Origin of the sequence: Rhodopirellula islandica, assembly GCF_001027925.1 — a bacterium.
GTDB classification, from domain to species: Bacteria; Planctomycetota; Planctomycetia; order Pirellulales; family Pirellulaceae; genus Rhodopirellula; species Rhodopirellula islandica.
Window position 1 is genome coordinate 219966 of the sequence record NZ_LECT01000006.1, and the last position, 24372, is coordinate 244337.

Sequence of the window (24372 nt, forward strand, 5' to 3'; positions counted from 1 at the left end):
CGCGGCTATTTCTTGGTTTGGGAGGGAGACTTGGCAGTGCTTGTCTCGGGGGCTTTGTCATCCGAAGAATCGCCCCACGATGTCTTGAACGATTCCAATTGTTTGGCGTTGAAGAATCCTGTGTACCACGATTTGGCCAGACCATTGCGGATGGCCTTCAAGCGGATTTCCTTCATGCCGATGTCAAGTTGGTGACGGATTTCAGCCGTGATCAGATCAAAGGTCTCAATGGATTGTGGGGTTTCATTTCCACGTTGCTCGAACATTCCGAGCAGGCCATCGGTTTGAAAGAGTCGTTGTGCAAAGGTGAAATCGCTGATCGTCTCGGCTTGCTTGGACTGCATTTCAAACTCTCGAGCCATTCGCCCCCACGCGGAACTCATGCACTGAGCAAAGGAGATGGTCGCGACGTGTTCGCCGCCTTGAAAGATGGACCGCTCCATTTCGATCAGTTCCGCGATCGTGCCATCCAGGTCCTTGAAGATCTGGTCAATGCTGGTGTGTCGGAATTGGACAGGGGCGACTTTGGCGATTTGATTTGCGATGCGATCACACAGGTCGATCAGCTTGTCTCGTCCACCGACTTGGAATGCTGCATTGGGTCTTCCGCGGTGGATTTCCTGGCAGGCAACCGCGATGCATGTCAGGTGGGCTGCCAAGTGAGCCTCGAGAGCGGTTCCTTTTCCTTGTCGCTCCCGAAGGGCTGTCCAAAGTGCCCCGCAGTAGGAATCCGCTTCCACACCGAGAGAATTGATGTCTTCGATGACGGCGGCCCGGTAGGCGCTTCGCAGATCCGGGTTGAGTTCGTAACGCTTCAACCAGTGATTCGATAGATCGTATTCCAATTCTTGTTCGGCAGAAAACTGCTGGATTTCCCACGGCAACGAGGGAAAAGCAATTTCTCCACCCGTCCAAACGGCTTCCCCGAAGATGTCGTCCTTGTTGTAAGTGATCTCCTGGTAACAGGCCAAGCGATAAGCGGTCAGCAGACGTTCGCCAACGATGCGAAAGAGTGGCTGCTGGGATGGAAGTTGCGTTCCCAATTGCGTGTCGGGGAACCCGTTCTTCAAAGTCTTGACAAAGCTCTCATACTTGGAGGCTTTGTCTTTTTTGCGATGCGACGTGGCCTGTTTCGGTGGGCTGGATTTTCTGGCAGTTGCTCCCTGTGGGGGAAGCTTGGAACGTTCATCGAACCACGGGTACAGTTCGCTGCAAAAACGTTTGCCGATGTGATAACCCAGTGCACGATAGGCGGCGACTTGTTTGTCGTTGTAGAACTGGTTCACCGTTGGTTCGTCGGGGAACGAGGGGAACAAGTTGCGGATGTTCTTGATCTCAATGGGGTCCGATGCGGTGATCGACATTTGGCAATAGACCAACATCCCTTCTTCTCGATTCGGCTCAGGGTACCGAACTCGCATGCAGATGAATGGTTGATGGACCAAGCGACTTTGGTCATCAATTTCGAGGCGGCCAAAGTCGATGGGTGCTTCGTGATCCAGGTCCAGGAACCGGATGCCCTGCTCGCTCTCAGCACGTTGGCACATCCGCGCCAGAGTCCCCAGGGAATCTCCACCAACATTGGCTCCGGCATCGCTGACGACGATCAATTCGCAACGCCGTCTCAGCAGTTCGCTCACCCCGAGATAGTCGACGTACCCTCCATCTGCGATGTAAAACGATTGGTTCTGGTTGAATTGGACTTCGTGATAGGTTTCAGGAAGAAAGGTGAGTGCTCGAATCCATCCCGGTGATCCGATGAAGAAACTCCAGCACTGACAGAACAGGGCGGTCGTGGCGAACACCAACGCGAGCGACCAACCAAATCCGATGTATTGCCAGTAAACCAAGCCAATCAGCAAGCACGCCAACAGTGTCTGCAGAGGCCAGCGATCCGAGGAGGGTTTGGTGTTCGCCTTCGTCCGATCGGTGCGGCAAACTCGTTGCCCAATCCCGGTGTTGAAAAAATCCAGAATGATGGTCAACCATCGGTTTTGAGACATCAGCGGAGTGATGGCAGCGCCCGAGAGGGTCACTGCGTCGGCGAGAGTGAGTGGTGGGGTTTTGGGATTGCGGCCAAAACTCAGTTGCTCACTGTCAAAGGGCTCCTCACCGTCTTCAAAGGAACCCGAGTAAAGGGGGCTGAAGACGAAGGGGCGTGCCGCAACCCGGTAGCTGCCGTTGCGTGACGAAGGCTTGAGTGCACCAGCCAGGATCAGTGGGTAGGGCAGCCCGTCTTCGTAGGGCTGCACTGATTTGAGGGGGTTCTCACCGTACTGAAGATCGGGGTTGTCGGTGGGGACGAGAAAGTTTGCTGTCAATTGCCGACGGTAGAAATGGAACACCGTGGCAACGCGGTGAGGGCCGAGTCCGCCGATCAAACCGACAAACAAAAGCAACGTCCATCCGATCAACCAACGTTGACGTGTGCGTTGATCGTGGGGAGGAACAACGAGGGTGCTTGCGACATCATGACGCTGAATCACCGCTGGATAGAGTCCTTCCAGCAAAAGCCGATTGACCACGGCGGGCTCAAGGAAGGCATCGTTCGGAGAGCCTTCCTCGGATGGTGCGGCGGGAGCGTCAAGGTTCAAACTGTGGAAATGTGTTGTCAGGCTTTTCCTTTGGCTGTCTGTGAGTTGGAGTGCGCTCGAAGTCAGGAACTGGTTGAGGTTGATGGACGAATTTTCCGCTGCTGCAGCCTCGCCGGTTGGGGGTGCGGTTTGGGGGGCTAGGCGAAGATTGATTCGGCTCAGTAGGAACTGAGTGAATTCGGGCTGGTCCAAAAATTGATTGAAGCCAATCAAGTACTTTTCTTGCCGGGCGCGTTTAAGCCTGTACGCCGCAATGATGTCATCGACCGTTTCGTAGACGCTCATGTTTGGCGTCGCTTCGTTTTTTACTTCCGACGTTGACTCAGACGATTTCGGTTTCGTGTCCGTGTCACTAGCGTCTTGCGATTCAGTGGAGGGAACCGAATTGGGAGGGGGACCTGCCGGTTGAGTACCCTCCTTCGAAATAGCCCGATCCGTGTTAGGATTTTCTGTGCCTTTGATCTTGTGCCCCATCACAACACACTGCCAATAGCCATAAGCGGCGGCGAGCAAACGTTTGGGAAGCAGCCAAGTTTCTGTTCCCGCCTGATAGACCGCAACCTTGTTCTCATCGCTGTCATCTTGACTCAGCTCCAAGAGACCTTGGACAGCGGGCGGAGAAGGTTCCGATAGATCGGATTCCTTGATCTTGTCGTTGCCGAAAAGGTTGAGTCGGGACTTGGCGACGGCGAGATGCCATCGACCTTTGGGCGCAATTTGGTCGGATCGAAAATCGACTTCGCGTTGAACTTTTGTCAGGTTGACTTTTTCGGAATCGAAGGTCTGCAGATTGATGTTTGATTCATTCGGATAGGTCGCACCAATGGCCTGCAGTCGTTTCCAGTCCTGGACGTCACCGACAACAAGATGCGGGTCACGGTACTCGGTGTAGTTGCTGATGTTTTCTCGGCCCATCCAGTGCACCATGGAGAACACCATGGTGATGATCACGAGCGTGGTCACGGCGTACTGGACATGCCGTTGCCAACCTTTGGCTTCGCCTCGTTCGGACCGAAACAGACGGTCTCTGCCCAAGAAGACGAGCACCTGGATCACGCCAGCGGTGATGGCAAAGTACTGGACGTATCGATTGAGATAGAGTGTGTTGGTGCCAGATTCGACAAACGACTTTCCATTGCCAAGGAAAATCGCGATGGATGTCAAAGCGGCGAATACTGCGGCGAGTAGCGTGGTGGCACGAAACCAACGATGGATCTTGATCAATCGTTGCCCATTGAGCTTTGAAGAGAAGCGGCAGACCGTCAGGATGAGTTCGCTCGTCACCAATAACAGGAGCACAAAGAGAGTGGGGAGAAAAGCAATCGTCAGTTCATCACCAAACTGGTTCAGCCCGAGTGAACTGGAGTAGATTTCACGGAACTGAATGTTGTCGAATGATCTCCAAAAGAGTGCGGCGACCGTCGAAATGACGCCGACAATCCCCAGGTAGAAAGCGAGCGAAAAGAAGAATGACCAGAGGTAGGCGGGGATGAATTCCAGGGGACGACTCAGGTACCCGCCGATGCCGGGAAGTCGATCGTTCGCGATTTTACCGGTGACGGGATCGCGTCCGAGGGCAGCTCGATCAGGGTCGTCGTGAAAACACTTCTCAGAGGTCTTGTCACTTTGAGCCATCAGGTGGCCAGCGATGTAGCCACCGCCTGACACACTGGCGAGATAGTCGACGTATCTCAGCAATCCACGATGAGACAACGCTTGCAAAAATCCATCGTTGAACAATGCCGAACGAATCCCACCGCCCGAAAGAGCCAATCCGGTGAGGTTCTTCGGTTCTTCTTTGAGGGATGCCTCTTGCCTGCTGGAGAAGGACGCATAAGCCTTTTGCCGGCGAGTTGCGATGCATTCCCATTCCTCTAATTGCCATTGTTTCGGCTTGGCGACTTCTTCGTTGAACGACGCAACGGCGTCTGTTGGATCTTTGTGCGCGTTTGAGCGATTCATTGGAAACTCCTAACCCAGAACGGAAGCATTTCATGTCCGCGGGAAATCAGTCGGCGAGAATGGATGGGGAGAGAACAGGTTGTCAGAGGAGGGGTGGCTTTGATCCACGGCGATGGCTTTTCCAAAGCAGGATCCATGGCAGCACAAACAGCACAGCGACGCTGGCACCGATCGAGGCCAGCAGAACGATGGTTCGAGTCCGCAGGTGTGGTTCTTCCGGTGGCATCGATTGGTCATTGGCGGATGCCAAGTAAGGGAAGTCCGGTTGGAATCCTTGTGGGTTGGTTGTTGGCCGGGGGAGATGGTCGGCATGGGCATCCGCCAACGAGACCTCGTACAGCAGGCAGTCGCCCTGTTCACAGCAGAGTTTGGCCACGTCATCCGTGAGCAGGCGACCGTTGGGATAGCCCGCCGGTCGCGTTCGGCTGTAGATCACGACATCGGGTGCGAAGTCGTAGTGTCGAATGGCGAAAAACGGCGACGCGAATGTCGACAAGACATCTTGAAGCACACCGGGGGCCTCATGCTGTTGACGAATCGCCGCGACATGTTGGCTGGGGTGCAGCGTGTTGAGGAAATTGAATCGGGGCAACATCGTTCGCAATGCCCTGCCAGCATGATCCACTTGTTTGCCGAATCGTTCGGTGGTCGCCCAGACGAGAAAATGCTTCGGATCACCGGGGAGTTGATCGAAGGGGATCTGTTGGACGATCGCCACCACGTTGGTGGATCGAAATCGATGGAAAACGAAGGGGTCGTCGTGAATGCCAACCTCGGCAGATGGCAGTTCAATGGAAGCGTGCTGGCCAACCAATCTGCGATTTTGCAGTTCGATGTCATCGGAGAGTTGATATCGGATTTCGAGGTCGGCCTCGATTTCGGTCGGGCTCAGGACGGTCCCGCCATATCGGTTGAGAGCGTCTTGCTCTGTGAACGTCAGAGCGGGATCCAGATCGAGATGCAGGATGTATCGAAGCGGTTCCAGAGGAAGAGTCTGGGGTGATTCCAGGCTGGGATGAGTGCACAGCACAATCACCAAATGGGCATTGGCCTCATCAGGGAATACGAACAACCCCGTGATGCCGGCCTCTGTGTGAGCGAGCCGAATGGGATCGGCGTGATCGCTCGCAGTTACCGTCTGGGGAAACAGGACCCAGAACAAAGCGAGAAACATGAACCGGTTGAAGTGCTGGCTCATGATCGATCATCCATCGAATGGAAAAGTTTGTCACCAATGTGTTCGCCCAGCTTGCGATAGCTTTCCCACTGGGGCTCATCAAAGAATTGATCGGCTGTCGATTCGTTTGGGAAATCCGGATGCTGGCCACGGTAGTTGCGGACATCCGTCGGCTCGTCGCCTGTGACGGTCGACTTGATGTACAGCATCCACGAACAATTTCGCCCATTCCAGGCTTCGCGATCCGTTGCTTGTTTGGAGGAACGTTGATCGATGGAGGGCGATCCATACCGAACCTTCAGCAAGGCAGCATGTTTTCCGGATGGATTTCCATCCACGGAGAGCAATTCGTCGAGCGTCCCGAGCATGCTGGCCGTTTCCATTGGCAAGCCCAAGGCCTGAGTCAGTTCCGATTGAAGTTGGGCGGGATCGGAGGAGATTTCTTCGATCTCTGCCGCGAAATCGATCCTCGCAATTCGGGTCAATTCGGCGAGCCCACTGGCGTTTTGCCGATGGTCTCTTCCCGCATCGCAAACGATCATCAGGGGAACTCGGCGACGAATGAGTTCGTAGGCACCGGTGTTCTCGAAGTGTCCCCCATCGGACAAGTAGAAATGTCGCCGCCAAGGGCCTGCGAATCGTCCCCGAAGTTCGCCGAGCAGCAAGGCTTGGGTCGCGAAGATTCGTAAGAAGAGGTTCTTGATCCAGGCGAAGATCCCAGCAGGAAACGGGACCAAGACGCGGTGTCCCGACCAGATCCCGCTGTCCCACCAGTACCCCAGTCGAAGGTTGGTCAAGGTCAACAACAAGGACTGGGCCGGGGAAGTCAGACGTCCCATTCCGGGGCTGACCGCGGCCCCAGAGATTGCCATCCATTGGCGGACGTTCAGCGATTCTGTTTTGGCTGCCTCTGTGACCTTGCTCCGCATCGGATGAATTTCATTGGCGTTGCCAATCGGTCGCAGTTCGCTGGTTCGGCAGCCGTTTTCGGTTGTCCAGAGTGAATGCCAGTGCCGGGACAGATTGGTGCCCGCTGGACCAACCGCCATGTTCTCAGCTTGGCGATCTCGCATTCCTCGCTGGCTGGCAATGTCAACGGTTTCATTGACGGACACGTTGATCAGATGCAGTGGGCCACCCGCTTCGTGCGGCGCGTATTCAATGAAGGGGCCGTCATCGCCCGAAATCACGTCGGTGACGCTGCCGCCGGCGGAGTGACGATGTCGTTCGGGATTCACCGCACCCAAAAAGACTCGGGCCAGCCGGGCAGCGTAAATCGTGAGCGGACCACTTCGATTGACAAACGGCAGGGATGTTTGCCGGCCAAGCAACCAACTGAGAAAGACAGCCCCGGCTGCCACCGCGATTCCCTGCCAAAGCGAATACCCGACTTCGAAGCTGATGTGTGAAATCAATGAAATGATCGACAGCGGAATCACCACGCCGACCAAGATCATCAAAACGGAGGAGAGGTAAGGGATTTGGAGGAATGACCGCAGGAGACCGCCACTGTCGGGATTGTTCGTGACGACGAAACTTGCCAACCAGCGTAGGATGGGCGCCAGGGCTAGCAACGCGACCGTGACACTGGAAAGTTGCAGCTGAATCACACCCCATGGTTGCTCTGACTGGAGCGTGGTGTGGGCCAGCCAAAACCCCAAGGAGTCAATCAAGGCCAGGACCAAAATCACGACCAGCGTCGTCGTCCAGAAAGCAAGTCGATAGGTCAATCGATTGCGCGCAATTGCAAGTCGAAAGCGACTGTTCGGATCTCCGTGACCTTCTTTTCGACGAATGTCGAACCACGTGAAAACGGACCATGCGATCGCGGCAATCACAACGATCAACGGCAGCGGTTGGCTCATTCCAACCAGTGCCGAGACCCCCACTAAAATCGACGCGACGAACACCGTTCCGACAAAACGTTCATGGTGGTCTTGGGAAACCAGCCAATAAGCTAGCGCCAGTGGCAGTGTCGCTAGCCAGAATGTCAGTTCGGCACTCACCCACCAAAGCGAAGTCTTCCACGGCAGAATGACGTCCGTGATCGGGGTGGCAAGGGCGGTGAAGTGTTGCAGACCAATGTCATGGGCGGTGCCGAGAAACCAGTACCCGATCGCGTTGAAGATCCCAAACAGCGCCAGCAGGAAAAGTCCCAAGACAACGTGCAAGGACAAGAAATTTCGCCAGAACGCGGCGAAGTTGAACATCGCTTCACCGAAGCCCGTCGGCGCCAAGTAGTTTGCGTAGCGTCGTAGCCAACTGATTGGCGGTGATTGGCAATTGGACAACCCGGCGGCCACTCGTCGTTGGGCTGCGCCGGGAACCTGGTGGTCGGCAAAGCGTCGGCACTGATCGAAGTAGCGGCCTAGAAAGGTCCCTGCATATCCACCTCCCGAGACGGTTGAAAGGATGTCCACATGTCGGAGCCAACCACAGCGCGCCATGGATTGAACGAGCCCCAAGCACAAGGAGGCGCTGCGGATACCGCCCCCTGAAAGTGCAACGCCAAGCGTGTCGCTTGGAAGCGACGAGGGGGCGGCTGAATCGGACGTGTCGCCGGTCGGTTCCACGCCCGGCAATTGCTTCAACCAAGGCAGGTCATTTGGGACGTGGTCATGAGTCATGATTGGGCTCCATCGTTTGGAGGAACGGAGGAATCAAGCCCTGCGACTTGGCGTCTGCGACGGATCAGTTCAGCCTCCTCCCGTTCGAATTCAATTGGGTAGGCACGGCGCGTCGCATGGGCCGTGGAGGATTCCAGCAGCGGAGCGTTGGGATCGGTGGCGAGTTTGTCTGGAAGCGGATGATCTTCGGTCAAAATGTCCGCTGCCTTTTCCGAGAGCATGTAGATATTCGTGACAATGAAGTAGCCTGGGATTTTGGGGAACACGCTGGCGTCAACGATCCGCAGGCCTTGAATCCCTCGGACTTTCAGGCGTGAGTCGACCACCGCATCGGTTTCATCATGGCTGCCCATTTTGCAAGTGCCGGCAGCGTGGTGTCCCCAGGCCGTGTGGCGGATCCATCGTCGAATATCGCCATCAAAACTGCTGAGGCCGGGAAGTTCGTAGGACTCGATGGCACCGCTCTTTTTTCCGTGCAGCAAGATTTCCTGAATCGTTTGCACTCCCTCGACGATCGCTTCGAGGTCCGCGTCAGTGCCGTCCAGAGCATCGTCATGGAGACCCGGGAAGGAGCGGAAATTGATGTCGGGGCGACGGCTGGGATTCCCATCGCGGAGTCGGACGTAACCGTCCTGATGATGCGTTCTGGCTTTCAGTACCACCCAGGTCAGCGAGCGTTTGTGCTTGGAGGCGGCGTCGGTGGGTGCCTTCTCTGGAACACGGGACGAGCCGATTGCCGGTGCGAGCGCCGAGGGCTTTGACCAACCAACCTGGTACCCAGGGAATCGTCCCGCGATTGCAAACATGAACAGATCAGGGGTGTGATCTTCTTTCTGCGACCGTTTGAACAACCCGATCACGCCACCGTTGGTCGCATAAAAGTTATCCTCGATCGGTTGGTCCCCACGTTTCCATGCTTGAAGCACCGAGTCGTTCTTGGCCGCTTCGCCCAAGGAGGTCAGCGAGAGTTCATCCAAGGTGCGGAAGCGATCGGTCAGAGTCGCGACGATGGGGACCTCATAGCGGTCCTGAAGATGACAGCCGACGCCGGGCAAATCATGGATCACTTCGATCTGATTCGTTTGAAGGTGATCCTGGGGGCCGATCCCTGAAAGCATCAGGAGTTGCGGGGAGTTGAACGTCCCACCGGAGAGAATCACTTCCCGGTTGCAGTAGATGGCTTGGGGCTGGCTGAAAGAGTCTGTCGGAATCTCGGAGTGGTTGGGATCCGCTTGGTAGGCATGGGCTTTCAGAACAACCTCGACGCCGATGGCTCTCGGGGTATCACCCGTGCGATCGAAGAGCAACCGGGACACCATCGCATCACCTACCAAGTGAAGGCGGTCGGGGTGCTCCTTGGCGGCATCCAGAAGACGTTCTCGCACGCCGCTGCGTCGACCGTCCAATCCGATCGCGGTTGGGATTTGAGTCAAACCCTCTTGGCTGTGCCGTATTGTTTTCCAGTGGTTGGGGTCGAGGCCGGGAAACGCACGTCCCTTGAGGACTGGCCGGATCCATTCCGCGATTTGATCGGTGCTCGAGTCGGCGCTTTGAGCTGCTGCAGACAGCACGGATCGAAAGAACTGTTTCTCTTTTTTCAAGAACCGCGTGCTGGCCATGGTTGTGTTCAACCAACCGGAGTGGCCATGACGTCCGTCTCGCCAGCCCCCGTGGAAACCGAGTGCGGATTTGAATTTTCCCCACCAGGATCTTGGTTGATCGTAGTGGCAGCATTCGATGCGTTCAAAATAGGCACGCATGGATTCGCCTCGCCACGACGGGTCCCCCGTGAGTTCTGCGATTTCGTCCCAGTCTTTCGGTGGCCCACAGATGGTGATCATGGCGTGGTGGATCGTGCACCCGCCAATGCCCTGGGCACGAGGGTAATAGATGCCACGTTCGTCCGCTTGTTCACCCAGGTGAACCTTGGGGTCGAGGCTGTGTTCCGGATCATGGTCATGGTGTTTGACGAAGTACCGCAGCGAATGCCGCGGGTCCTCGGTTGTTTCCGGATGCAACAGCGGAACCTCGGTGTTTTCCACTGTGGCATCGGGAGGCATTGGTGGTTTGACCGGTCCCATTTCCAACACGAGGACCTGGTACCCACGCTCGGCCAATCTCGCTGCCAGTGGACCGCCACCGGCGCCTCCTCCGACGACGATGAAGTCCAAGGGAGTCGCGTTGGGGTCTTGCCACAGGTCGTTGATCGAACTCATTCTTGGTTGCTCCGCTAAAAGGTTTTGATGAGCTCAATCAGGTCGTTTTTGTCCTGGTCCGTCAGGTCTCGAAGAAAGACAAAGTCATGTCCACGGTCCATCACGTAGTCGGGGCACTTGCTGATTGCGATCAGTTCTGGGGCGACCTCTTGTTCAAAGAGCGTCAAGAGATCCGTGTCGTACTGCTCTGCTGAGGCATCCCGACGCCGCCGAGCTTCCCGCAAATAGCTCTGAAGCTTCTTGCCTGCGGCAAGCTTTTTCTTCAGGGGAGCGTCCGGATCCGTGTTTGCGATCAAGTTGACAGGCATCCCCGCCGGGAAGGGTCCCACGCGAATTTCTCCGCCGCGTCCGGAGAGAAACGTTCCAACGCCGAAGATGAACACCACGCCGATCAGAAGGCTGGCGACACCTGCGTAATTTGCTTGGCGACGCTGTAGATTTCGAAGCGGGAGCTTGCTGTGTATCACCCAGTAAGACGCGAACGCCAAGAGCATTGCGAACAAAACCACTTGGCTTTCGACCCAGTAGAACCGCCATTCAAGAATCTGCTCCCATCGACGGATCGTCCAGAAGAACTTGACAAGTCCAACAAGGACGCCGATGGAGGCGAACGCCAAGGCGGCAGCGACGATCCACTGCACCGCGGAGATTGCCGGTTGTAGCCACTGCTTTTTTCGTTTGAGACGATGCAAGAAGGCGCGGATGGAATCATTCAGAATCAGCAGCACGCCGATGGCGATTGCAAAGAGTGCCGGAACCCAAGGGATCCACGCCAGCACAGTTGGTGGCCAACCGGTGAAACCCGCCAGTGTCGTTGGAATCTGAAAGTTTCGGATGTGCAGATAGGAATCCGCTGACGTCCGCCAAATCAAACCTTGGTCATTGGCATAGTCCGCGGCGGCAACCGACTGATCAGAACGCAGCGCATTGCGGTCGTGGTCTGCTCTGCGATGCGGCCAAAGTAGTTTTTCGATCGCATCGTCAAAGGCGGCGACCCTCCCGGCAACCGAGGGGTCGTTGTTGAAATCGCCCAGTCCATTGTTGTGAAAGAAGGGGGCTGTGGCCCATGCCCCAATCAGTGTGGGGACTCGGTAGTACCCGGGGCCACCGGACGGCGCAAGGTAGGACTTGTCGACTTGTGCAAACGGATCGCGGTAGTCGACCAAGCCGACGGTCTCGAGACCTTTGTAGGTCTCGGATGCGAAGTCTTCCCAGATGTTGCCGTGGATCGCGTTGGTGGCCAGCGCGCGAGCCGAGTTGGTGCGAAGCATCGTGACGGGAAGGCGGATGTCAGCGGAGAGATAGTTTTCTCTCCAGAACTCAGGTTGTTCGACCGCTCGTTCTGCCCAGCGTTGATACTGGACCGGGAGTTTTCCATCGCCCCGAGTGAGTCTCCAGCGATCGTTCATGGTCAGCGAGAGAACCTCTCTTTCGCTGACGAGTGGTGCGTTCCCGGCCTCCGCGATCGCTTGGTCGATCAATGCTTCCAGGCTCGGGTCATTCCCCGGTTGAATGCTGGAGTGGCACGCAATGCAAGTTCGTGCGAAGACTTGTCGTCCGGATTCCAACGCAGGGTCACTCGGGACGCCTGTGCCGAGTACCAATTCCTTCCCATCGGTTTCGGCATCCTTGGCAGCTCGGAGTCGGGTGGGATCGCTGCTTTTGAGAAAGAAGGCGGTCATCGGGTCGACACGCAGCAACGTGCCATGCCAGTTCACGGAGTTGGCTTCCGCGTCGGCCAGTTTGAACGGTTCTTGTTTTCGAAAGCCGAGAATCGTGTTGTGGCGTCGAATCCAGTTTTGATGGTAGGAACCGATGTTGAAATAAACGCGAGCCAACGCAACCCACGAACCGACGCTGTCGCTTCCGTCCACCAAGACCCTTGGAACCGATCTTGGATTGCCTTCGAATTGCGGGCTGGCGTCGCGAAACTCCTTTGAAAAGATGGACGGCGGGTACTCCGGTTCGCCCCAAACCCCGGCGTAATGCTCCGACTCGGGGCCGATGGTTTCGGACGGGTTGTGAAGTGCTCGCCGGACACGCCATGACAGCCCGTAAATGGCATTCATCGTGTTGGCGTTGTTGATGTTGTCCGCTGCGATCAGGGAGGTGTCGATCGTTCCGGGAAGCTGCGAGTCCAAGACATGGTAGAAATAGTTGTCCGGTTCGAGTGTGTTGCCGAACGTCTCGCGCACCCGCAAGAACTGGTTTCCAATCGTGCTGGAGAGGTTTTCCCAAGCGGGGGATTCGAAGTCGCTGGGTGGGTTCAACGGGTGCGGCGCGACGTGACAAAACGCGCAGGACATGCCCACTCGAAAGGGCCGGATCGTCTTGGGGTGAGCGGCATATTCGAGGTCCGTGTAGTAGCGTTCCGCATCCCATCGCCGCCGAGCAGCACCGTCGAACTCGGGGTTCGGAAAGAGCCTGAGACCAACGACCCCACTGGAATAGCCATAGACTCGTGGATCAGGTCCATCGGCAGGGTCATAGCCCGACTTGGTCCCGTGCTTCGGATCGTCGGTTGAGGCAGGTGAGTCGGAGGTTCTTGCAGAGGCGGTTTCCTGCTTGGACGGGCCAGCGTAACCAATGGCTTGATCAAGATGCCGGTCGTAGTAGATTCCGTGAGCGAGTTTGGCTTCGCGGTCGGTGGAGGAACGCATCCCAGGTTCGTTGACCATGCCGGCGCGAGCGAAGCGATCGCTTCGATGACGGCTGTCGATGACCTTGAGGAAATCAATCGTGGCATAGCCGTTGCGAGCCAACCAGTCCCAGAAGGCTTCGTTGCCACCGGTCCACAACAACCAAGCGTTGCGTCCTTTGATCTCCTCTGGTGACAGATCGAGGTCGACCACATTCCCGTCAGCATCTTCCTGCTTGTCCATGCCGTGGAAGTAGTCGCGTTCGGCGAGCGGGAAACGATCCAGTGCGCCTTGACGGTTAGCGGGATACCCTTCGAGTTTCGGTTCGTCTGGAGGAGCCTCGCGAGAGCATCCGGTGGAGAACGTGAGGCTTGCCAAGGCGATCAGAACCCAAGTCGTCGCGATCATTCGATCACGTTGACCCTTGCATGCAATTGGTGTCATGTGCGTCACCTTCCAGGGGATCTTTGGTTATTGATCGTGTAAGTCAGTCACCTTCGGATTGGCTTCCTTGCCCCTGATCTGAGAAATGCATTTCGTCAGCAGACCGATGTTGTTGTCGAAGGAACCGTGGGTCTGTCGGATGGTGTCTGATGTCCCGTGTGAACCCACGCGAGTCACCACATCGGTTTCGGTGTGCACGGTGATGTTCTTGGTCGGAATCAATGGCAGGAAGTTTTCTTGCCAACGCTGGACATCTGGGTTGACTCGATCGCCTTCTCGGCGCGACATCGGAATGTGCCAAAAGTCGTTTGGCACCTGGGCGGGATCCGTTTGGTGGAGGTATTCCAAACCCAGCAATGGTTCCTTGTGGTTGATCTCGAGCGCACGAGAGACGAGATAGAGCAAGGACTTTCCATAGCGAGAGATGTTGTCGTCCCGTTCGAGTTTGTCCGACAACACGTGCAAGTAGAAGTCATCCGGTGACAGCACCTCTCGTTCAAAGGCGCGGCCGAAATGGTCGTTTGCGAAATCAGTTGTGCAGGCGGGAGCGAAGAGTCGGCAGGATTGAACCGACATGGATCGCGTTTGCAATCGCCGCAACAAATGGCCAATCGGAAGTGATCCGGCTGAATGCCCGATCAAATGAAGTTCTCCTCCGCCCAGTTCTCCGAACAGTTTCTCGATGGACTGTGCAACCAAGTACATTCCTCGATCACGTGCGATCGCCGCTTGGGCATTCTGCTTCATTTGCGTCCAGATCGGCTTGACGAGCAACTGTTGGCACGCGACTTCGATCGCGCGGTCTGTGGCTTCACTGACCTGTTCGCGAATTGCCTCTCGCCAGCCCAACGAATCCGCTCGGGTGGGCGGACGAAAGAATCGTTGCAGGCTGTCTTCCAAGATGCCGGTGATGGAATCCCGAAAGCTGGTCCGCCAGGTGATGAACAGGGGGTAAATTCCATTGGCAAGGAAGTAAGGTGCCATCTTCTCGATCCGCCGCAGAGAATCGGTTTCGCTGTTCAGGCCGCCATGAAAGAAGACCATCAGCTTGAGCGTGTCCCCAAATTCTTCGCCGAAGTTTTGAAACCAACGCTTGGGCAGTTGGTGGACGATTTCCTCGAGGGCTTCTCCGACCGATTCAAAACCCACCCGTCTTCGCAGTGGGCGACCATCGTTCTCAAGGACAACCGTGAGACCGTAGGCTTCTTCCCGGCTGAGTGGTGAGACCGTGCGTTCGCCGGAATCACTTCGCCCCCAGAACCAACCTGGGTTTCGAGTGGTGGCGAGCGACAGCGAGTCCTTGCGATAACTATGCAGCGTCATCGCTTGCATGACACCGGTGTTGGTGGTTTCATCGTCGACATGGTCTGCCGCCACGGACGTCGGCGCGCCCATGACTGCGACCCAAGCATCGAGCGCGGAGTGCGCCCAGTCGTCGTAGGGCAAGATCGCGAAGCCGTAGTACCCCCAGTCTCCGCCCCAGGAATTTTGGACGATGAACCCGCGCGACTCGTAGCCGATGATCGCGAAGGAGTGAGCGCCGATGTGAGGGGCCATTGGGGCTCGACGGATGACCGGCAATTTGTCTGGCGAACTGGAGAGCTTCCATCCCCCATGCACTTTTGCCGAAGCGTAGACCGCACCGACTTCGTAGATCGCAGCTTGCAAATCATTGATCGAGAGACGGTCAATGCGGTAGTAAGCCCCCAAGGGCCGCGAAGCCGCGTCGGCTTGCCAGAGGCTCCTCGCCTCTCCCGTGGGTGGCTTCTTCTCCGGCCACAACGATTTCAAGCACGCACCATGTTTGTGGTAACCTTTGACCGCCCCCCGGCAACTGCTGCCTTCATAGTCTTCGCCTTCCCATTCATCGTAGGTGCGTGCCAGGTGGTAGAGCTGGTAAGGGCTGACCGCTGGCGAGATGGCCTGATCCAGGTCGATTGCCAACAGACCGCGATCGCTGCGTGGCAGTCGCAAGACCGTGTCTCGCCAGATGACAAAGTTGATGACGGCGGCGAGCCCGAATCCTGTGCAGGCACCCTCGGTTCCCTGGTCGTCGACCAAGGCGGAGAAATAGGGCAGCGCCAGCGCAATGTCACGCTCGGTTGGCCAACGACTCGGCAGCGATATCAGCGGTGGCTGATAGGGGCGGTCGCGATGATCGATGCGATCGGGGCGCGCATCGAGCACATAGTCGGTGGAGTCCAGGGAGATTTCATTGCGAGGCATGGCGTGAAGCCCTCGTGCAGATCAAGGGAGAGTTCAGGGGGCGACAACCAATCCGGTCCCAACATCAGCTGCCAACAGTCCAGTCGGAATCGAGGCATTGCCGACTAGTTTTCCCATCAGATCGCCGGCATGGATGCGACCGGTTTGTTGAAGAGCTTTTTGAGCCCACAGCGCCGCCACGCCAGCGACATGCGGTGTCGCCATGCTGGTTCCATTGAGCGATCGAAGTCCGCCACCTGGCCAAGCAGAGACAACATCCACGCCAGGGGCCGCGACGTTCGCTCCCGTATTGGAAAAGCTGGCGACTTCAAATCCCGAGTGATTGGAATTGCGTCCAATCGCGGCCACGGAAAGGAAGCCATCCGCGTTGGATGGTGGTGCGGCAGCGATCTCGTAGGCGGGATTGCCGTCGCGAGCGCTTTCATTCCCGGACGCCGCCACAACGATGCATCCCGACGGACGGAATGATTGCTGAGCACGGATGGTGTTGGCGAGGCTGTCATACAACCGAACGTTGGCTCGGTATCCCTGCAATGCAATGCTGGTCGCTGCCAAGGTTGGGATCCCGCGAGCGACAAGGTTCTCGCGATATCGTTGGAAGTCCGTGCCAAGCGACATGGAGATCACATTGGCACCCTCTTCCATTGCCCACAGGATGCCATTGACGATCCAGTTGGTGGCTCCGCCGGATTGCCCAAGCACTTTGCCAACCAACAACCGACTCACGCCCGGGGCAACGCCAATGCGTGTGCTGCCAAGATTGCCACAGACGGTCCCCGCACAGTGGGTTCCGTGACCGTGGTTGTCACCGTCGCCCTCTCCGGTGAAGTCACGTTGAGTGATGGACGTGGCGGCGAATGCCGGGTGCCCTGCATCGATGCCAGTGTCCAATACCGCGACGGTGATTCCTTCACCAGTGAAGGCACTGGACGTTGCCCGCACGGCTTCGATGCCCCAGGTCGCACCGCCGGACGAGGCGGATGTTTGGGGATCGAGTCCATTCACGGCGACCGATGCCACTGGTTCAATCAACCGCATCGGCATCACGGGAGCGATCGCTTGGACGTTTCGCTCCTGACTTCGTTGGACCACTTCTGGCATCGTCATCTCGTCCGTGTCGATCGAGATTCGATCTTCCAACGAGGCTTCCGAGATTGTTGCCGGCACCGAAAAGGGATCACCCACGCGAGGTGCCATGTTTTTCAGCACCACGTAAGCGTCCTTGAAACTTGCTGCTTGCCCCTGATCACCGTTCATTTTGCCTGTTCCCGTTTGCGTGATTGAAAGGCAGCCCAGGCACAAGTGACACGCGTCCCAATCGAAAGACCGAAGCGGACGGATGTTCACCCCGCAGAGGGGTCTGCTACCCACTCACTGTACGCTTGGGATACGAGATGGTCAAACTTTTTCTGATCGAAATTCGTTTTTCGATGTGCAAGCAAAAGCTGCTGGTTCACGCCTTGGTTATCAACATGGAAATGCAGCAGGTTCCAATCGATTTCAACCGTGGTTGAGAGAACCGAACGACGATTCGTCCGAGAAAACGCTTCGGAACGCTTCCTGCAAAGCGTCGAGTTCAACGATCCAAACTCGCCAATCAGGAGTGATTTGATGGTCCAATGTTCGATGTGCTGCACGAACATTCACTGGTCGATGAGTCAACTTTCGGGATTTGCATGTGACAAATCTCGAAACGCTGTGTTTGGCTGGTAGGAGAAAAGAATGTCGCAAGGTCCGGAAACACGAGCGTCGCTGATTGGCAAGCTGAATGAGCCGACTTCGGAAGAAGTTTGGACGGAGTTTGTCACGATCTATCGGCCGCTGGTGGTTCGGGTCGCCTTGGCGAAAGGGTTGCAGCACGCGGATGCGGAAGATTTGACGCAAGACGTTTTCGCGGCGGTGCGACGGTCGCTGACCAAGTTCGAGTCGCGTGGTAGCGGTTCGTTTCGTGCTTGGTTGTTCCAAATCACTCGCAACTTGGCCCTCAATCATCTGACGCGTTCCAAGGGACCGGTCGGATCGGGTGACAGTCATGTTCAACAGTGGTTGATGCAGCAACCCGAACGAGAGAACGAAACAGCCACCTTGTTCGACCACGAACTGCGTCGTCAGCAATTCCAACTCGCCGCTGATCGTGTGCAACCGCATGTGGCACCCGCGACGTGGCAATCCTTTTGGATGACGGCCGTCGAGGGCAAATCCATCTCCTGTGTCGCGGAATCGCTCGGGAAGTCCGAGGGATCCGTGCGAATGGCAAAGTGCCGCGTGTTGGCTCGTTTGCAACAAGAAGCTCAAGCAATTTCTGGTCAGTGGGAGACGGAAGCATGATCGCACGCATTCGAGATGAGAAGCACGACGGTGGGCTTCACTACGATCGGGAAACGCTCAACGATTATCTCCACGACCGCTTGGACGCGGACACGCAAGAGGTCACCCAGCACATCGAGGTCTGCGAGCAATGTCAGGCTCACGTGGAGCGTTTGGTCACCGATGACGTGACGTGGGAGGAAGTCGGCGAGTTGCTTCGGGAGCCGATTGCGAACGGCGGCGAACACCGCTCGGACGACTTTGAATTCGAGCCCGAAGCCAAGGATCGCTCGAGTTGGATTCAGTTCCTTCAGCCTTCCGACGCGCCCGGATCCATCGGCCGTTTTGCACGGTTCGAGGTTCATCAAATCCTTGGCCGCGGCGGGATGGGAATCGTCATGGAAGCGACGGACACCTCGCTTGGCCGGCGCTGCGCGGTGAAGGTTCTCGCACCTGAGTTGGCCACGTCCGCCGCCGCCCGCAAACGTTTTTCGCGGGAAGCCAAAAGTGCCGCGGCGGTGGTTCATCCGCATGTGGTTCCAATTCAAACGGTCGACGAACACGAGGGACTGCCCTACTTGGTCATGCCGGTTGTGGATGGCCCGAGCCTGCAACAACGAGTCGATCGCGACGGCCCGTTGTCCTTGATCGAAACCGTCCGCATCGCGTCGCAGATCGCCGATGGCTTGGCCGCTGCACATGAGCAAGGTTTGGTGCATCGCGATATCAAACCCGCCAACGTGTTGCTGGAAAATGGCGTCGAGCGAGTCCAAATCACGGACTTCGGTTTGGCTCGAGCGGTAGACGACGCCAGCATGACTCGCAGTGGCGTGATCGCGGGAACGCCGCAGTACATGTCTCCCGAACAAGCCCACGGGGATTCGATCGATCATCGCAGCGACCTGTTTTCGCTGGGTAGCGTGATCCACTTCATGCTGTCTGGTCGCAGCCCGTTTCGAGCGGAAACGACGATGGGAGTTCTCAACCGGATTGGCAACGACCAACCAAGATCGCTTCGACAAATCAACCCAGATGTTCCCGAGTGGCTTGATACGATTGTGGCGAGATTGCTGAGCAAAGATCCCGACCTACGCTACCAAAGTTCTTCGGAAGTCGCTGAGTTGTTGATAGCTTGGCAAGCTCATTTGCTGGATCCGGCCAACGCCAGAGCACCTGAGTCCGCACCGCATGCCAAGACGCTGGCAAGTCGTTCCGGCATCGGCGGGCGTTTCAATGGCAAGCTGCCTTGGGTTCTTGCCGCCGGGATGTTTGGTTTCTTCGCTTGGGCCGCGACCGTCATCATCCTGCAGACCGACCAGGGAACACTCCGGATCGAAAGCTCCGCAGACGCAAACGTGCCGATTGTGATTCGCAAAGGAGGCGAGGTTGTTGAGGAATTGACCGTGACCAGCGACGGTGCATCCGTCGAAGTGAAGGCGGGCGAGTACGTGATCGAGATCGCCGGTGAAGCGGACGGGTTCGAGGTGTTGGACCAGTCCGTCGTCATTCAACGTGGACAGACACAGGTGGCAAGGATCGCGTTGCTTGCATCAGAAGCCTCCGATCGACCCAGCGCGGGCGACTGGCGAATGGAAGGCAAAGAACCGCCCAAGATCTCTCCGTTCACTCGGATGGAATATGACCACGGAAAAGTCTTGGTTGAATTCGAGTCCAAGACCTATCAGCTGTCAGGTGTGGATCAGTTCACCATCGCAAACCTTGTTCTGCAATCGCGAGCACTTTACGGTCGTAAATGGAAAAAGCGATTGAGTGAGGACTTGGTCGAGTTGCTTTGGGAAATGAATCACTTTCCTGGGGACACGGTGGATCTTCACCTGAAGGATCTAGAAACAGGCGAAAGGAGGACAATCGGAGATGCGAAAATGACTGAGGAAAATCGAAGTGAGCTGTATCGGGACAACGAGCACAATCAACCGGAGAATGACGGCGATGTTAAGTCAACCGACCCACTCGAGAATCGGTTCCCAATGCACTGGGGAGGCGGTCCTGCTGGGTACCAAGTGCTAGTTGATCAGTCAGTCAAACACTCTGGTGAGTTCAGTGCGTCGTTGGAAAGCACCAGTCAATCGTGGCAGCCAAGTTTCGGGACGATCGTCCAAGCGATTCAAGCTTCCGAGTACACCGGAAAGCGGATCCGTTTCAGCGGTTTCATCAAGACAGACAAGACGGAGGCTGCCGGCTTGTGGTTGCGAGTCGATTCTGCCGAGCGTGGGACAGTCGCGTTCGACAACATGCAGTCTCGCCGAATCGAGGGAACCAATGACTGGCAGGAAGTGCAAATCGTTTTGGACGTTCCCAAGGATGCATCGGTGCTGACGTTTGGTGCGATTCTCTCTGGGGCTGGTCGCCTTTGGGTGGATGATTTGTCGATCACGGTTGTTGATCAGGATGTTGAACCCACGCGGCCACCAATGAAGGGGAAGAAACAGGAAATTCAAGTCGCTGAGGGGCTGTCTGAAAGCCCGCTGAATCTTGATTTTGAGTTGGGGGTTGGTTTGGTCCTCATTCGATCCGGCACGAAGAGTGTTTTCGAGCGAGTGTCGGAGGTCTTTTCAGGATAGAATGATTTTCGGGCAGATTTTGAACCGAAGTGATGTTGGGTTCAGTTGAGCGTCGGACCTACGAGTTCCCGCAAAAATGTAGAACAATTGTCCCCAATTGTTCCACGACGCCCGTCAATTCGCACCCGATCTCACCGAATCAACAAAGCGTTCTGCCGCGTCATCCACCCACAAAGGCAACGCCTACCGCGCCGGCCACTTCCATCCGTGCTGGCTCAGCAAGTCGGTTCCTTCGACGATGGTTTCACCCGTCTCCTTGTTCAGGCGCACCGGCACACAGATGTCATCCCGTTCCAGTTGGGCAACGAGATGTTGATTATGACTGACGACAATGACTTGGCTTCGCTCGGCGGCTCGGCAGATCATGTTTGCCAGCGGTCCGATCAGGTCCGGGTGCAAGCTGGTTTCGGGTTCGTTCAGCACCAACAACTCCGGTGGTCGCGGTGAGAACAATGCGGCCAGCAATAGCAGATACCGCAGCGTGCCATCGGACAATTCTCTCGCCGTGAGACCACGCAGCATGCCAGGCTGAGTCAGCACGACTTGCATGCCGCTCTCGCCGGATTGCACGTGAAGTTGCGATCCAGGGAAGGCTTCTTCGATGGCTTGTTCGACAATGTGGCTGTCGCCGATTTCACGGATCGTTTGCAGTGCCGCGGCCAAGTTGGATCCATCGTTGGCCATCACCGGAGTGAACGTCTGAGGCGATGGCAGTCGAGCGGGCGCGTGCGAGTCACATCGGAACGTGTCGTAAAACCTCCATCCCCGCAACTGCTCCTTCATCACGATGATCTCGGGAGCCGCGAAAGGATCGGCGTACTCGGTCATCAGGCTTGTCCCGCGAGACAAATGCAAATCGATGTCTTGCCATTTGCCTTTCCCCGATCGGCATCGCAAGTTCGCTCCTTTGCGATCAACGCACAGCGATCTGGCGTCCGGCGTCGGCCCCGTCCAGATGCATTCGCGTTTGATCTCAGGGTCACCATCGAACATGGACTGGGAGGGAACCGGGATCCCAAGGTCGATGCAGTAGCTCATCGGATCGGCGGAGAAGGCGAGTTTCAATGCGATGGGTTTTCGACGCAAGGTTCCTTGCAAGGGAACCTCACCCCGTTTCATTTCGTTGGGGATCGTCTCTGGGCCAGCCCAAAGGACCGATTCAAATCCGCCTTCTTCCGCCAACGATTGGTTGAGGTTGCCATTGGCTGCGGAGGCGATCAAACGCAGCGAACGATACAGATTCGTTTTGCCGCTTCCATTTGGTCCGGTGACCACCGTCAACTCACCCAGTCGCACGGTCAGCGAGCGGATCGAACGGTAGCCGGCGATTGCAATGCGGTGGATCAAGAGAAAGGCACCGTGGGGATCCAGAGTCGGACGTGTTTCTGGTAGCGATGATAGTCTGCCCCGAACCGAATCTGAAGATCGCGTTCTTCGACGGGACGCACAAAGACGTGCCAGACCACTGCCCCGCACAGGGCGTAAACAATGACAGGAAGGCTGCCGAGAAACCATCCCACCGCGATGCCTTGAACGATGCCCGCGAGTGCCATCGGGTTGCGCACGTAGCGGTACGGACCGGCGATCACCAAACGAGGTGCGGTGGCCGTGGGCAGAGGCGTGCCATCGCCGCGAATCGCCATCGTGATGCCGCTCCATAGCCCAAGCGACGATGCAACAAGAAACAAACCACCGGACAATGGTGACTGCAGCGGATGTTGAAACACTTGCCATCCGAGTCGAAGTTGCAGTTCAACGATTCCCAGCGGCAGCACCCACAGAAACGTCCCCCAGAAGATCACGGTTTGCACCAGAGTCAACGCGGTTGCCACAGCGGAACTCATCGAAGCAACGCGAATCGTGGCGGGAGATTGCGACGTGTTTCCATGGATCGTTGCCATGGAAAGCGACAACCCAGCCATGCAAACCATCATCGCCGATGCGATCCAAGCTTCTCCGGTTTGCAGGCTGGTCGCGATGCACACCAAGGTTGGGTACCAAGTGATCGCTGCAACAATCCAAACCAAAGTGGTGGCCGAAGACGCTTGACGCCACACGCAAATCGCGGCCAAGAGTGAGCCAGCGATGATCAACACGAAGTCCGCCATCCAAAACGAAAGCAGTGCACCATTCGGCCAAGCGGCGGGCTGAAACCACGGGATGCTGGCCGGATAGACAAGCAACAAGATCCACCACGCCAGCGTGCCAATGGCTTGCACGACGAGATAGGCGGAGACAATCCGAACGGGAGTGTCTCTCACCGTTGTTTCGCGGTTGCTCGGTTGCCGATCGTCACTGTTGGTCACGTTGACTCCGACGGACGAGAAATGATCCCATGAGAAGTTGTTCGCCGAATGGAATGGCTTGACGCAGCCGTGTCCAGGGATGTCGCTGGAACTCAAACGTGCTGAGCAGGTTGGCAGGAGTCTTTCAGCGTTTGGACCGTTTTGGTAATCGCTGTTGTTCCCACGTGCAACCGGGGCGAACGCCCAAACGGCTCGCGTGGTTATGCCCGCTCATGTCTGCCGGCCTGCTTGGCCGGACGTGGGAAGGCGTTGACCTGATCAGGCTTAGTTGTGAAATTGCTCACAGAAGCATGGGACGTTTCTGCTAGGATCGTCCGAAGTGTTTTTCTCGTGTTTGGAATCGAATGGAACAATCTGAATTGCCCGATCCCAACCTCAGTCGCGATCCGTCGGCTTGGGTGAACGAGTATGGCGACGCTCTGTTTCGCTATGCTCTGTCGCGGCTGCGCAATCCGGAATTTGCTGAGGAGGTTGTGCAGCAAACATTCCTGGCTGGGTTGGAGCATCAGGACCAGTTTTCGGGTGTGGGATCACAGCAGGGATGGCTGATGGGGATCCTGAAGCGGAAGGTCATCGACTTCGTTCGGCAACGGAACCGGTCCGCTCAGCCTGAGGGGCAGGCTGATCCACCGGACACACGTGATCAATGGGACACCTTTTTTGACCGCAGTGGGAAGTGGAACCCAAATGTCCGGGAAACCTTGCTGGAACCACTTGATGCGGTTGATCGGCAGGAGTTTTGGCCCGTTTTTCAAACGTGTCTTCACTCGCTACCTGACCGTCAGTCTCGGGTTTTTGAGCTGCGAGAGCTGGAAGGACTGGAGACGGAAGAAATTTGTAAGGAATTGGAGATCAGTGCGTCGAATCTATGGGTGTTGCTGCATCGCGCACGTCTTCGTCTCGCCAATTGCATCAAAGTGCGTTGGCTTCAAGAAAAGGTTTAGCCGAACTGGGCCGTCATGTTGTCGTGCAAAGAAGTCTCCCAACTCGTGTCGGAATCGCTCGACCGTCCCTTGCCCATTGGGCAGCGGATTTCGGTTTGGATTCATCTGCGCATGTGCCGGCTTTGTTCCGCCTTTCGCCGTGACCAGATGGTCCTTCGAGAGCGACTTTCCGAGCAACCCGAGCCTTCGCCTGATCAAGAGATGTCCAAAACGGTGGAGTTGTCCGCCGCCGCGAAACAACGAATCGTGGACGCCATGAAATCGCGAGGTTAGGCACTCAGCGGGGAATTTCTTTTTTCTGTAAGGAAACGCACGTTGGCTCGTCTATCGAGGAACTTCGCGAGCATC

14 protein-coding genes are annotated in these 24372 nt (G+C 56.6%); 4 read left to right on the forward strand and 10 right to left on the reverse strand.

Annotated elements, in window-relative coordinates; all coding sequences use genetic code 11:
- Positions 1–5: 5 nt before the first annotated feature.
- The 8 genes from RISK_RS02315 to RISK_RS31265 form a co-directional block, all read right to left on the reverse strand.
- Positions 6–4556, reverse strand: coding sequence for a patatin-like phospholipase domain-containing protein (locus RISK_RS02315; protein WP_047812612.1), 4551 nt, complete (start codon positions 4554–4556; stop codon positions 6–8).
- Between the two features lie 82 nt (positions 4557–4638).
- On the reverse strand, positions 4639–5754 hold the full coding sequence (locus RISK_RS02320; RefSeq protein WP_053061022.1) for a hypothetical protein: 1116 nt from the start codon (positions 5752–5754) through the stop codon (positions 4639–4641).
- Positions 5751–8360, reverse strand: coding sequence for a hypothetical protein (locus tag RISK_RS02325; RefSeq protein ID WP_047812613.1), 2610 nt, complete (start codon positions 8358–8360; stop codon positions 5751–5753). Before RISK_RS02325 ends, RISK_RS02320 begins: the two co-directional genes overlap by 4 nt.
- Positions 8357–10576 carry a GMC family oxidoreductase gene (locus tag RISK_RS02330; protein ID WP_053061023.1) on the reverse strand — a complete coding sequence of 740 codons (2220 nt, stop codon included), beginning with the start codon at positions 10574–10576 and terminating at the stop codon, positions 8357–8359. The genes RISK_RS02325 and RISK_RS02330 overlap by 4 nt, the downstream gene beginning before the upstream one ends.
- 14 nt (positions 10577–10590) lie before the next feature.
- Positions 10591–13659: a hypothetical protein gene (locus RISK_RS02335; RefSeq protein WP_047812614.1), complete on the reverse strand. Its 3069-nt coding sequence runs from the start codon at positions 13657–13659 to the stop codon at positions 10591–10593.
- 27 nt (positions 13660–13686) lie between these two features.
- Positions 13687–15885: a C1 family peptidase gene (locus RISK_RS02340; protein WP_047812615.1), complete on the reverse strand. Its 2199-nt coding sequence runs from the start codon at positions 15883–15885 to the stop codon at positions 13687–13689.
- Positions 15886–15918: 33 nt separating this feature from the next.
- Positions 15919–17142 carry a S8 family peptidase gene (locus RISK_RS02345; protein WP_047812616.1) on the reverse strand — a complete coding sequence of 408 codons (1224 nt, stop codon included), beginning with the start codon at positions 17140–17142 and terminating at the stop codon, positions 15919–15921.
- Between the two features lie 86 nt (positions 17143–17228).
- On the reverse strand, positions 17229–17522 hold the full coding sequence (locus RISK_RS31265; protein WP_150122467.1) for a hypothetical protein: 294 nt from the start codon (positions 17520–17522) through the stop codon (positions 17229–17231).
- Between the two features lie 85 nt (positions 17523–17607).
- On the opposite strand from RISK_RS31265, the gene RISK_RS02355 reads away from it, so the two are divergent.
- Both RISK_RS02355 and RISK_RS02360 read left to right on the forward strand, forming a co-directional pair.
- Positions 17608–18213: an RNA polymerase sigma factor gene (locus RISK_RS02355; protein WP_047812618.1), complete on the forward strand. Its 606-nt coding sequence runs from the start codon at positions 17608–17610 to the stop codon at positions 18211–18213.
- Positions 18210–20774, forward strand: coding sequence for a serine/threonine-protein kinase (locus RISK_RS02360; RefSeq protein ID WP_053061042.1), 2565 nt, complete (start codon positions 18210–18212; stop codon positions 20772–20774). Before RISK_RS02355 ends, RISK_RS02360 begins: the two co-directional genes overlap by 4 nt.
- Before the next feature lie 183 nt (positions 20775–20957).
- Here the strand turns inward: RISK_RS02360 and RISK_RS02365 are convergent, their stop codons facing one another.
- Both RISK_RS02365 and RISK_RS02370 read right to left on the reverse strand, forming a co-directional pair.
- Positions 20958–22121, reverse strand: a complete 1164-nt coding sequence (locus RISK_RS02365) for an AAA family ATPase (protein WP_047812620.1) — start codon at positions 22119–22121, stop codon at positions 20958–20960.
- Positions 22118–23080 carry a methyltransferase family protein gene (locus tag RISK_RS02370; protein ID WP_047812728.1) on the reverse strand — a complete coding sequence of 321 codons (963 nt, stop codon included), beginning with the start codon at positions 23078–23080 and terminating at the stop codon, positions 22118–22120. The genes RISK_RS02365 and RISK_RS02370 overlap by 4 nt, the downstream gene beginning before the upstream one ends.
- A gap of 344 nt (positions 23081–23424) precedes the next feature.
- Here RISK_RS02370 and RISK_RS02375 point away from each other — a divergent pair, with 344 nt between their 5' ends.
- Complete coding sequence (locus RISK_RS02375) at positions 23425–24024, forward strand: sigma-70 family RNA polymerase sigma factor (RefSeq protein ID WP_047812621.1); 600 nt, start codon at positions 23425–23427, stop codon at positions 24022–24024.
- A gap of 15 nt (positions 24025–24039) precedes the next feature.
- Positions 24040–24297 carry an anti-sigma factor family protein gene (locus tag RISK_RS02380; protein ID WP_047812622.1) on the forward strand — a complete coding sequence of 86 codons (258 nt, stop codon included), beginning with the start codon at positions 24040–24042 and terminating at the stop codon, positions 24295–24297.
- Positions 24298–24372 lie beyond the last annotated feature (75 nt).